This is a genomic window from Microcystis sp. LEGE 00066 (genome assembly GCF_015207925.1).
Classification (GTDB): domain Bacteria; phylum Cyanobacteriota; class Cyanobacteriia; order Cyanobacteriales; family Microcystaceae; genus Microcystis; species Microcystis ichthyoblabe_A.
In genome coordinates this window covers 1-11,490 of the sequence record NZ_JADEVX010000015.1, presented here as the reverse complement: position 1 = coordinate 11,490, position 11,490 = coordinate 1, and the positions used below count along the sequence as shown (strand labels likewise).

The window sequence follows — 11,490 nt, the reverse complement described above, 5'->3', positions numbered from 1 at the left end:
AGACTTTAAAAATCTAGGAGCGAGACAAAAAAGGCTATATACTAGGGAAAGCTATAGCAAAAAATATTGAGACAATGGAAGAAAATTGGCTAGAAATTGGGACAATAGTAGCACCCCAGGGACTGGAGGGAGAATTGCGAGTTTTATCGGTATCAGATTTTCCCGAACGTTTTCAGAAGCGAGGTATTAGGGGGATACAAGAGACTCAAGGGGGAGAAATCCGAGAAATTACTCTGCTCAGGGGACGTGAGCTACCGGGCAAAAATGTTTATGTTATCAAGTTAGAGGGGGTTGAAAATCGGGAACAGGCCCAAGCTTTGCGCGGATATAAATTATGGGCGAATAAACTGGAAAAACCTCGCCTAAAAGCGGATGAATATCATGTTAGTGAGCTAGTAAACTTGGAGGTTTATCATCACCTGACAGGAGAAAAAATCGGGGTTGTAGTAGATATTTTGTGGGCGGGTAATGACATTTTAGCAGTGCAACTAGAAGCAAATCTCGCCTCTGTCAAGAAAAAAAGCCCTTCCTCCGACTCAAAAGCCACGGCCCTGGTTCCCTTTGTCAAAGAAATTGTTCCACTGGTGGATCTGAAAGCGGCACGCATCGAGATTGCACCACCACCGGGGTTATTAGAGATCAATTTGTCATAGACTTATTACTGAAATTCCCCCATACATATCTACTACAATAGCCGAAAATCTTTATCCATCAATGGATATACCCATTAACTTTTCTGGATGGAGCCATGTAATTTGTAACATTTATTAATGGACAAGAATTATCCCCATTTGCTAGAATAGAGGTCATGTATATAGAAAAAGTTCCTAACCGTAATTACCCTCCCGCTGTTCTTCGACCAGATTCCTATCAAGAAGGAAATCAAGTCAAAAAAAGAACCCTGGCCAACAGCCTGGCTGATCTCGCTGAACTACCTCTCAAAATTACCCGATGATATTATCGACAATAGACACAAAAATTATAACCCAATCACAGCTTGCTTTTAGCTTGTGTACTAACTGACTATTTCTATACCTGAAATGTATATCTATCGTTGCTGATTCAATTTCACTGAAAAAATATGAGACAATTAAAATCATTTTTATTTGGTTAGATTCCTTAACTAGAAAAACTTTTAGTATTAAGATAATATTATGGATAGGTCTGATCTGAAACTGGCTCTCAAAGGGGCAAGACTGTCAATGAGTGAAGACATTACCGCTCATTTTAAAGTGATTAGAAGTCTTCGTTTGTGCTATCATTTAGATGACTTAATTTTTCGTTCCACTAAAGTTAAAGCCAAAACCTGTAAATGCCATCATAACACCTGTAACCGACTAAGATTAAGAATTAGAAACCTAGTTGATGAACTACATCACAAAGTAGCTAGATTCTTAGTAGAAAACTTCGATGGGATTTTATTGCCGACATTTGAAGTATCAGAAATGGTCTTAAGGTCTGGAAGAAAAATCCAATCAAAGTCTGTTATACAGATGTTAACTTGGTCACAGTATCAGTTTAAAATATTCTTAAGATCTAAGGCATTTGAGTACGAAAAAACCGTTATAAATTGTTGTGAAGCTTATAGGTCAAAGACAGGTAGCCGGACTGGTGAATTAATCGATAATTTGGGTGGAAAAAAAGTAATTAAATCAGAAATTGATGGGCGACAAATGGACAGGTATCCTCATGGAGTACCGGGGTTATTCCTTCTTGCTCTGGTAGATACACCCTCGTTCAAAGACTCTTTGAGCGTGCATTGTTAACCCATTAACAGAAATGTTAAGCTGTTCCTAATTCAAATTGCTTGTTGAAACGAGGCAAGAGGCAAAAGTAAAGGGATTGGGGGAAATTCGGCTAATCCAAGAATAAGCGATTAAAATACGTCTTAGCTTAATCAATGTTAGCAAAAAAGTATCGGTATAAACAGAAATTATGTATAGTCTTGACGTTAATTTTCTTAAAGATCGCCATCTTAGCCAAACAGCCTCTAACTTCGAGGTTTCCACCGTTATTGACCGAAGTAAACAAATACCCCTGTTCATCGGTGTGGGAGTTGGGGCCGGATTATTGGCACTGACGGGATTACTCGGTTTAGCCGTCGGTTGGAAAACTGGCGAAGCTCAGGCCAAAATTCAGCAATTGGACGGGGAATTAGGTCAAGTACAAGTCCAAAGTAAAAAACTAGAAGACATCAGAGGGGAACTAAAGGCGGTAGAAGCAGAAAATCAAGCTCTGGTGGGTGTATTCAATCAGATTAGTCCTTGGTCAGCCATTCTCCAAGAAATTCGCCAACAAACTCCTCCTAGGGTGCAGTTAAATAGTGTGCAACAGGTGGAGGTTCCCGCGAACCCCAATCAAGGGCAACCCAATTCGGCTACGCGCTTAAAAATCAGTGGTTTTGCCAGTAATTACGAAGCAGTCAATGATTATCTCTTAACTCTACAAGCTTCTCCTTTTTTGCAGGGTAAGCAAACGGTGATCGAAAGTGCTGCCCTGGCCGATTTACCCGTAGAGGTGGACAATCAGTATAAAAATATTAATATTACTTTCCCCCAAGTGGTTCAATTTGTGATCACCGCCCAATTAAGTGATACTCCCACCACTCAACAACTGCCCAATCTGGTCAGGAATGGAGCGATCGGAGTTATCACTAGGATTAATACTCTCAAAAGCCAAGGAGCGATTCAACCATGACCTTTAACGAAGAATTTGAGAAGCTGAAATTAGAGGAATTTCAGGAGTATCCTATCGCTTTCGGGATAAATTTTACTCCCCGTAATAGTGGCATCGCTGCCGCTATGCTAGGTTTACTTGGCTCCCTCTATCTGCTTTTTAACTGGGTGATGCCCGCTTATGATACCTTGCAGCAACTGCAAACCGATGCCGCCGACAAACAACAACTGCTAGATCAACAAAAAAGCCGTCTCGAATTTTCAGAATTCCAAAAAATCGAGAGTCAGTTACAACAACAAAAAGCTATGAAACAGCAAATACTCTCGCTTTTTGCTAGAGAAAGGGACTTAAGCACTATTCTCTTAGATGTTAGTAATATATTTAAGTCTGGCGATGTTAAGCTGGTTAGTTTTCAACCCCAAGGACTAGAACCGGTGGTAGTCTCCGATGGTTCCCTCGGTAGTGAGGTTAATAATAAGCTCAAACGTCAAACTTTTAACGTCAAGATTCAAGGAAACTATGTTAACACTCAAAAGGTTATTCGGGATTTAGAAAGATTACAGCCGCTCATTTTGCTCAACAGTCTCAATACCCAGATGGAAAAGCAAGGATCGACGTTTAAAGTAGTTAGTACTGGCAACAATAAGGCCACTATCGTTCTTCAAGGTGATCGACCCGTGACCACGACTTTTATTCTCGATGTGATTATTCCTCTCAGTGCCACCGAATTAGCCAAGTTAGCACCACCCCCACCTCCTGAAGGTCAACCCCCCGCCGAAGGTCAACCCTCCGCCAGTCCGCGCCAATAATAGTCTTCAATCCGGTGTGAGTATTGCGTTTTTTGTCCGTTGAATCCCGTAATCGTTGAGGAGTGAAGTTAAAGTGAATCCGTCCCGTTATGCCCTGTTTATCCCCCCAATTGCCTCGTTTTTATTGATGGCTCCCCTGAGCGTCTTGGCCGAAACCGCCATTTCCTTCCATGGTTCAGAGTTAAAATCTGCTACATCAAAAATTGAATTTTCGCAAGAGTTTAGTCAAGAAACTTTACAAAAATCGCTAAATCAGCTTGTCCCTTCCAGCGCGGCCGTAGAAAAGGAAATCAGCGATCGCATTTTAGACAGTGAAAAACTACTTGCCCAAAGTGCGCCCCTTGTCCCCAATCCGGAAATTATCATTCAAGGCATACCTCAAGCCTCCGGCGCTCCCACCCTACCCCGGGCCATCGCCCCACCAGTGGGAGATATTGCCATCTCTAATATCGATGCTAGTGCCGAAAAGATCAAATTTGATCGCAATATCACCGTACCTCGTGTTTTACTGCGGGAAGCTTCCGCTAGAGAAGTGTTAATGACCCTTGCTAACATTGCTGGTTATAACGTCGTTTTCACCAGCGCCCAGGGGGAAGCTAACGCCACTTCTCAGACAGTTTCCTTGGAATTTACTAACGAATCGGTGGAAAACATTTTTAACGCCGTGTTGTTAGTTTCCGGACTCCAGGCCAACCGTCAGGGTAAAACCATCTTTGTCGGGGCGCAATTACCCCAGGGCGCTCGTAATCTGATTAGCCGCACCCTGCGCCTCAACCAAGTTAAAGCCGTCGCCGCCGCCACTTTCCTCGCCACCCAAGGAGCAGAATACCAGCGTTTGGTTACCAAAACCGAGGATATCGTCGATCCCCTCACCCAACGGGTAATCGGTCGCCGGGATGTTCCTCCCACCCTAGAGCCACTGAAACCCCAAAACACAGAAGGCTCAAAAGCTGCCCTACTTTTAACTGGTTTAAGAATTGCCGCCGACGAGCGCCTTAATTCTATCAATTTAATCGGCGAACCCCGACAAGTCCAGATCGCCACCTCCTTATTAACCCAACTGGATGCCCGTCGCCGTCAGGTGGTGGTTAACGTCAAAGTTATCGATGTCAACCTGCTCAATACGGACGAATTTCGCAGTAGTTTTTCCTTCGGTTTTAACGATGGTTTCTTCGTTCAAGATGGAGGGGCGGCGGTGCTGAACTTTGGCAATATCAACCCACCCAGTAGTGAGACTGTAGGCAGACCGGGGGCTTTTGCACAGCCTGTTGTGCCGATTTTCGATATCATATCGGGGAGTACAAACCCGGACCGGGAAATAGCACCTTTTTTTGATGTTCAGAATGGCGCTTCCTTTGGCCGTGTTAACCAGGGACCGAATGACTTTGTAGGTGGCACAACACCCTATGCTCGTCCCAGTTTTGGTCGCACTGTTAACCCCTTCCAACCCGGTTTGAGTGATGTTAATATTGACCCAGAGACGGGAATAATAGAGTATGAATACGAACCGCCGACCCTATTTCAATATCCCCAAAAATTCCTGATGACCCTGCAAGCCTCAATTCAGACAGGAAATGCCAAGATTCTTACCGATCCCTCGCTGGTAGTGCAGGAAGGTCAACAGGCAGTGGTGAAACTAACCGAGAAAGTGCTGGTCAGTGTTGAAACAACAATTGATACCAATAGCAATGGCAATGTGAGAACTACAACTCCTGTGTTTGGTGATGCTGGACTGACCTTAACCGTCGATGTGAATCAAATTGATGATAATGGTTACATCAGTTTAAATGTTGCGCCTACAATTGCCCAACCAGGTCCCCAGATTCCATTTAATAGCGGTGGGGCGACAATCAACCAATTGACTCCTTTGATTACCCGGGAATTATTATCGGGTTTAATTCGTCTCCGGGATGGACAGAGTTTAATTCTTTCCGGGATTATCCAAGAACGCCAACAAAGTTCTGAGACAAAAGTGCCGATTTTAGGCGATATTCCCATTTTAGGGGCTTTATTCCGCAGTCGGACTAATCAGAATAGTCGCTCGGAGGTGATTATTCTCCTCACTCCCAAAATCATCGAAGATTCGGCCACCTCTACCCTCGGTATCAACTATCAACCGGGCCAAGATGCGGCGGAAGTGTTGCAGCGTCAAGGTTTCCCCGTACAACCGCGACAGTAATCGGCTTTTTCAGTAATCAGTAATCAGCTTCTGGAAGCTTTTGCCTCTTGCATGAGTGCCTCTCCTGATATGTGGCCTATAATCAACGGATTTAATCTAATAATAAGATGGAGCCGAATTCGCCAGTCTAAATATTCCTTTATCAGTTAAAAAAGCGAATAGCAACAGTCAGCTATTTTAGGGTTTACTAACCGCCGATTCTAACATAGTAATCGTTCCCTGATTAGCATCAAATTCTACTGCAATACCGATGGGAATAGTTTCAATAATTTCTAAATGTCCGATAGTTAATCCTAGACAAGCGGGAATTTTTAAGGGTTGGATATATTCTCTGATTACTTCTTCTAAAGTTAAGGAACCATACTCACTATTGGCACTACAATTGCTACATTGACCGAAGATAAACCCAGCTAAATTATCGAAAATTCCCGCTAACTTTAATTGATTTAACAGGCGATCAATTTCATAAACATCTTCACCAATATCTTCTAAAAATAGGATAGCTCCGGTAAAATCTGGTAGATAGGGAGAGCCAACTATTGAGGCTAAAGTAGTTAAATTACCGCCGATTAATTTACCTTTTGCTTGACCTTTAGTAATAGTTTGAATGCGATTTTTTACCTGCATTAAACGATTAGCATCATCGGGATCGGGAAGATTTCTAAAAGTTAACTTTTCCCCAGAAAATAAAACCTGTCGAAAGCTTTCAGTTTGAGCAGTGCGCCAACTAGAAAAGCCATTGGGAGCATGGAAAGTAACTAAACCAGTTTTGGCATAAATAGCTAATAATAAAGAAGTTATATCACTAAAACCACAGATAATTTTCGGATGACGACGAATTAAATCGTAGTCGAGATAAGGTAATAAACGAGCGCTTCCCCAACCGCCGCGAATTGGTAAAATTAAGGCAATATTATCATCAGCAAAAAATTGATTTATATCCGACGCTCGCTCCCTATCTTTACCAGCTAAATAACCATAACGATTTAAAGCGTGTTGACCAATTTTTGGGACTAATTTTAAAGCTTTAATAGCCTCAATGACTATATTCAAATCATCTTCTTTAAAAGTTGCCCCCGCCGGACTAATAATACCCACTCCATCCCCCGGTTGTAGATGTGGCGGTTTAATTAGAGGAAAATTATTACTAACAACTTTTCTAGGAATTAGGGAAAAACTAACAGCAGTTAGGGCAGTAGTAGTGAGAAATTGACGGCGCTTCATCCTGATAGTTGTTAGAGAAATGGCTCTCTTGGATTTGGTGGGTAAAATGTATTCTAAGATACATTGCTCCTAGCAAGGGGGTGGAACGAACCACAAAGACACAAAGGACACAAAGATCGATCTATCATATAGTAAGTTAAACTTATCACACAGAACCTAGAAGAGCCGAGAAATTGCAAGGGAAGCAAGAATTTAGGGATTACTGCTCAGAAAAAAAGTTTTCACAATTACCCCAGCTAAGAGGACAATTAATGCCCAAACCTGATATTTTTGGTTTCCTTCTAATGAGTTTAGTCGATTTTCTATTCCCTCAACTTTTCCCGTTAACACCGCTTGTCCTACCTTTAAATCCCTCACATCTTTTTGTAACGAATCGATTTTTCCCTCAATCCGCATCAAGATAGTTTCTAGGGAATAAGTAACCGTTTCCTGAGATTGATTCATTTGTTCAAGACTTTTTAGTTAATTTTTGCCCTAGAAAAGCCATTATGCTTCCGATTTTGCCATATCGCGAATGATATCGCCGCGAGTGACAATACCAATTACTTTGTGGGTTTCTTCCTCAATCACCGGTAAACGACGCACATGACGATCATACATTAACGAGGCCGCTTCTTTCAAAGGGCGATCAGCCGTGATACTAATAGGTTTATCGGTCATTACTTCCCCCACGGTTTGACCGAGAGCTTTATGGAGTAATTTCTCGTGACGGCTAGGATTTTGTAGATAGATGACGCTATCGAGGAGCATAATGTAAGGAGGAGCTTCTACTCCCGTTTCCTGCCACATAAGGTCAGTTTCGGAGATAACCCCAATCAGTCGTATATTGTCATCCACCACAGGTAAACCACTAAACCGCTTTTCGGCCAAAATCTTCACTGCTTCCGACAGAGAAGTGTTAGCGGTGACGGTGATGGGATTGGGAGTCATGATATCGGCAACTGTTTTCGTCATCTTAGCGACCTGCGACAATAATGCTTTGTCTCTCTATCTTATCATTAGGGTAATCAGTCGCCGCTTAATTATGACTATTCTTCAATCTTTGGCTGAGAAAATGGTATAACATAAAAAGGAAATGGGATATTAATTTAGTTAGTTGACAAGGAAAAAGAAAAATGATCGCTCAACCTCAATACCCAGAAAGAATGACCCCGGAAGAGTATCTAGAATGGGAAGCTACCCAGGAATTGCGCCATGAATACATTGATGGAGAAATTATCGCCATGACTGGGGGTAGTCTGCCTCATAATGATATTACCCTAAATTTTTACACCGCTTTAAGACTTCATCTCCGTCCGCGAGGCTGTCGAGTCAATGTATCTGATGCGAAAGTACAAGCTAATAATAGTCGTTATTTTTATCCCGATTTGGTGATTAGTTGCGATTTTAGGGATAGACAATCTCGTAATTTTATTCAACATCCACAAGTGATTATTGAAGTGCTTTCCCCCAGTACAGGAAACTATGATCGCACTAAAAAGTTACAATATTATCGTCAGATTCCTAGTTTACAAGAATACGTTTTAGTCGATCCCGAATCGATCAGTGTTGAGGTTTATCGTCGCGGTGAAGATAAAATTTGGTTTTACTGCGCTTATAGTCAAGGGGAAGAAATTATTCTATCTAGTCTCGATTTTCACTGTGCGATCGAGTTAATCTATGAGGGGATAAGTTTCGATTAAAGAAAGTTTACAAAAATGTCAAACATTCCTAGACTTAAAATAAATACGTCCCGATTGTTTCGATAAATTCTATGTTACCGCCCCTATTAGTTCTTGATCCCTTGTTAGAAAACTGGTTACGAGAAGATCTCGGTAGAGGCGATCGCACCACCCAAGCAATTTTCTTCGGTCATGCTAAAATCGGTCAAGCTAGTTGGATTGCCAAGGAAGCGGGAGTTATTGCCGGTTTACCCGTAGCTGAAAGAGTTTTTCAACTGCTTAACCCCACTATTCACTTTACCCCCACCGTTGCCGAGGGGGAATTCTGCCCCAAATCTAAAGTTATTGCCGAGATAGAGGGTTCCTTCGATGCGCTGTTAATCGGGGAAAGAGTCGCTTTAAATCTTGCCATGCGCTTGAGTGGGATTGCTAGTGAAACTCGCAAATATGTGGAGAAAATTGCCGATTTATCGACAAGATTGGTGGATACTCGCAAAACTACCCCCGGATTGCGAATTTTAGAAAAATATGCCTCCGGTATCGGTGGCGCTATTAACCATCGTTTGGGGTTAGATGATGCAATTATGATTAAAGATAATCATATTCAAGCAGCCGGCAGCATTGAGGAAGCAGTGCTTCGTGTACGGCAAAATATGCCCTATCCTCTCACAATTGAGGTGGAAACCAGTCAATTAGAAGAAGTGAATCAAGCTCTGCAGCAGCAGGTAGAGATCATTATGTTAGATAATATGGATTTAGAGATGATGCAAACTGCTGTGGAGATGATCCGCAATTTTAATAGTAAAACCAAAATAGAAGCATCGGGAAATATTACCCTCGATCGCATTCGCAACGTGGCCGAAACAGGAGTAGATTATATTTCCACTAGCGCCCCAGTTACCCGTTCTACTTGGTTAGATATTAGTATGAAAATTGATTAAAAGGCTATATCAGTTATCAGTTATCAGTTATCAGTTGTCAGTTATCAGTTTTGATCACTGTCTCCTATCTATTCTAACCTCGATCGCATCGCCAATATTTAGGTGTAATTGCTTTTGGGCGCTACCACTATTGACGGCAATTTCTAACCCCCCGTGACTACCGATAAAAGCAACTATTTCCCCGCAAGGAACATCACTGTAGGTGTTTTTTGTGGGGATAATTTTTTGTCCTAACTGCACTGACCAATTTTTTCCCTCTAGGAGATAATCGGGAATATTGCTGATTAAATTGCCGAAAATGTCAATATATTGAATTTGACCCCTGATTTTATCTTCCTCGATTTGCGGAACAGCGATCGCTAATTGTTGCAAGCTATCGGGATCAATAATCTCACCTAACATTTCTAGGGGTACTCCCCGGGACAAATAAGCGGCCACAGGAGCAAAAATATCACGACCGTGAAAAGTAGTGCTAGGGTTAGGGGTGCGCCAATAGGAAGAATTATTGAGATTAACGGCAGATATAGCGGGAAATTGACTTAAAATGCCACTAAATAAACCATTATCTGGCCCGACTAAATAACCACCAGCAAAACGAATCCCTACCCCGCGTCTTTTGCTTCCCACCCCCGGATCTATAACTGCCAGATGAATAGTGCCTTCGGGAAAATATTGATAGGCATTCAGGAGGATAAAACGAGCAGTATAAAGGTCTTGGGGCGAAATTTGATGATTCAGATCGATCGTGCGAGCATGGGGGGCAATTCCTGCGATTACTCCCTTGATAATGCCCACATAACCGTCCTGTAGTCCAAAATCGCTAGTAAGGGTTATTAGTGCCTGTTCCTTCATTGACTTGTCCCTAGGTTGGCCAACAGCGTTAATAAATCTTAATGGGAAATTCAGTAGCTAAAGATACAGTTCTCCAAGGAGAATGTTATGATTTAGATATAAGGTAAGTTAAGTCGCTCAAAAGTCTGTCCATCATGAACAAAAATCGTCAGCAAGTCCTAACACAGGCCACCGTCGCTCATAGAGAAACACTCCGCAGAAATTTGCAACACCGACTGGAAGTAGCTAGAGCGCAGGGAAATGAAGCTTTAGTGCGTCAATTAGAAGCAGAGGCGGCCTATTTGCACCTTCGTTAGATTTAATCGGTGTTTAGTCATAGTCTAGTTGTCGGTTTGTAGTGATCGGTATGCCGATCACTTTTTTTGGGCGAATTTTTTTTAATTGCTGATATCCTAACTGGCAATCCCTAAAATAGAAGAAACAGCAGTTTAGAGATCAAATAATTATGGCTTTTTTCCGACAATATATCGCCCCGCTCCTGACTATCTTAGTGTTTTTAGTGGCTCTGGTTGCCACTGGCATCCGGATTTTTTTGCCGGCAGATTTAGCGGCACCCGCTCCGATCGAGCCATCCCTGGGCATAATTTTCTCTTATCCTTGGCATGGCTAACCTTCCCGAAAATTATCGGCTGCGACTGGGCAAAATGGGCGATCGCTATCTACTCATTAATTTTCTCACCCGCAGCTATCAAGAATTTTTTCCCGAACAAAAAAACCTCTCCCATCTAGCTGATACAGTCAGACAGTTTTTTTGCCTTGATACTCCTCTGTGGATCGTCGAAGGACAACAAACGGCGATCGCTTGTCTCTGGATGGGGAGCGCCGTCGATCAGGTGACAGGCGATCGCTATGGTCATATTTTCCTAATTTACGTCGATCCCCAGCATCGTCGCCAAGGTATCGCCAGCGCACTAATCGATCGAGCTAAGGATTGGGCAAAAAGTCGCGGACAAACCCGCGTCGGTTTACAAGTCTTCATCAATAACGACAATGCTCTTAATCTCTACCAAAATCTCGGCTTTCAAACTCGCTCTTTGCTGATGTGGAAAAATATTTAAAAAAGGAGTCAGGAGACAGTATTCAGGAGTCAGGAGACAGTATTCAGGAGATTATTTTTATTTATTCTCCCCACACCCCACACCCCACAC

The 11,490-nt window shown here is 42.4% G+C and carries 14 protein-coding genes; 10 read left to right on the top strand and 4 right to left on the bottom strand.

The genetic code is table 11. The features are described 5' to 3' along the window. Window positions 1-74 precede the first annotated feature (74 nt). The 5 genes from rimM to IQ224_RS03830 all read left to right on the top strand — a co-directional run bounded on the left by rimM (window position 75) and on the right by IQ224_RS03830 (window position 5,664). Window positions 75-653 carry a ribosome maturation factor RimM gene (gene rimM / locus IQ224_RS03850; RefSeq protein WP_194032582.1) on the top strand — a complete coding sequence of 193 codons (579 nt, stop codon included), beginning with the start codon at window positions 75-77 and terminating at the stop codon, window positions 651-653. 549 nt (window positions 654-1,202) lie between these two features. Then, a complete protein-coding gene (locus IQ224_RS03845; protein WP_228036080.1) occupies window positions 1,203-1,766 on the top strand; it encodes a transposase in 564 nt (187 codons plus the stop codon). Between the two features lie 169 nt (window positions 1,767-1,935). Next, window positions 1,936-2,697, top strand: coding sequence for a PilN domain-containing protein (locus IQ224_RS03840; RefSeq protein ID WP_002746461.1), 762 nt, complete (start codon window positions 1,936-1,938; stop codon window positions 2,695-2,697). Further along, window positions 2,694-3,485: a hypothetical protein gene (locus IQ224_RS03835; protein WP_002746460.1), complete on the top strand. Its 792-nt coding sequence runs from the start codon at window positions 2,694-2,696 to the stop codon at window positions 3,483-3,485. The genes IQ224_RS03840 and IQ224_RS03835 overlap by 4 nt, the downstream gene beginning before the upstream one ends. A 73-nt stretch (window positions 3,486-3,558) precedes the next feature. Continuing rightward, complete coding sequence (locus IQ224_RS03830) at window positions 3,559-5,664, top strand: secretin N-terminal domain-containing protein (RefSeq protein ID WP_194032581.1); 2,106 nt, start codon at window positions 3,559-3,561, stop codon at window positions 5,662-5,664. Between the two features lie 177 nt (window positions 5,665-5,841). On the opposite strand, the gene IQ224_RS03825 is transcribed toward IQ224_RS03830, so the two are convergent. The 3 genes from IQ224_RS03825 to IQ224_RS03815 all read right to left on the bottom strand — a co-directional run bounded on the left by IQ224_RS03825 (window position 5,842) and on the right by IQ224_RS03815 (window position 7,842). Then, window positions 5,842-6,888: an LD-carboxypeptidase gene (locus IQ224_RS03825; RefSeq protein ID WP_002746458.1), complete on the bottom strand. Its 1,047-nt coding sequence runs from the start codon at window positions 6,886-6,888 to the stop codon at window positions 5,842-5,844. A gap of 192 nt (window positions 6,889-7,080) precedes the next feature. Continuing rightward, window positions 7,081-7,332: a hemolysin XhlA family protein gene (locus IQ224_RS03820; protein ID WP_002746457.1), complete on the bottom strand. Its 252-nt coding sequence runs from the start codon at window positions 7,330-7,332 to the stop codon at window positions 7,081-7,083. Window positions 7,333-7,374: 42 nt separating this feature from the next. Continuing rightward, a complete protein-coding gene (locus IQ224_RS03815) occupies window positions 7,375-7,842 on the bottom strand; it encodes a CBS domain-containing protein (protein WP_002750505.1) in 468 nt (155 codons plus the stop codon). A 161-nt stretch (window positions 7,843-8,003) separates the two neighbouring features. Here IQ224_RS03815 and IQ224_RS03810 point away from each other — a divergent pair, with 161 nt between their 5' ends. Both IQ224_RS03810 and nadC read left to right on the top strand, forming a co-directional pair. After that, complete coding sequence (locus tag IQ224_RS03810; protein ID WP_002746445.1) at window positions 8,004-8,570, top strand: Uma2 family endonuclease; 567 nt, start codon at window positions 8,004-8,006, stop codon at window positions 8,568-8,570. 71 nt (window positions 8,571-8,641) lie between these two features. After that, on the top strand, window positions 8,642-9,490 hold the full coding sequence (nadC, locus tag IQ224_RS03805) for a carboxylating nicotinate-nucleotide diphosphorylase (RefSeq protein ID WP_002750509.1): 849 nt from the start codon (window positions 8,642-8,644) through the stop codon (window positions 9,488-9,490). A 54-nt stretch (window positions 9,491-9,544) separates the two neighbouring features. Here nadC and IQ224_RS03800 read toward each other — a convergent pair whose 3' ends face one another. Then, entirely contained in the window at window positions 9,545-10,342 is a 798-nt protein-coding gene (locus IQ224_RS03800; protein WP_194032580.1) for an S-adenosyl-l-methionine hydroxide adenosyltransferase family protein, read from the bottom strand. Between the two features lie 134 nt (window positions 10,343-10,476). Here IQ224_RS03800 and IQ224_RS03795 point away from each other — a divergent pair, with 134 nt between their 5' ends. From IQ224_RS03795 to IQ224_RS03785, 3 genes are all read left to right on the top strand, one after another. Then, window positions 10,477-10,638, top strand: a complete 162-nt coding sequence (locus IQ224_RS03795) for a hypothetical protein (protein ID WP_002733724.1) — start codon at window positions 10,477-10,479, stop codon at window positions 10,636-10,638. Between the two features lie 149 nt (window positions 10,639-10,787). After that, window positions 10,788-10,952, top strand: coding sequence for a hypothetical protein (locus IQ224_RS03790; protein WP_002732944.1), 165 nt, complete (start codon window positions 10,788-10,790; stop codon window positions 10,950-10,952). Further along, complete coding sequence (locus IQ224_RS03785) at window positions 10,945-11,400, top strand: N-acetyltransferase (RefSeq protein WP_194032579.1); 456 nt, start codon at window positions 10,945-10,947, stop codon at window positions 11,398-11,400. The genes IQ224_RS03790 and IQ224_RS03785 overlap by 8 nt, the downstream gene beginning before the upstream one ends. The last annotated feature ends 90 nt before the right edge of the window (window positions 11,401-11,490 follow it).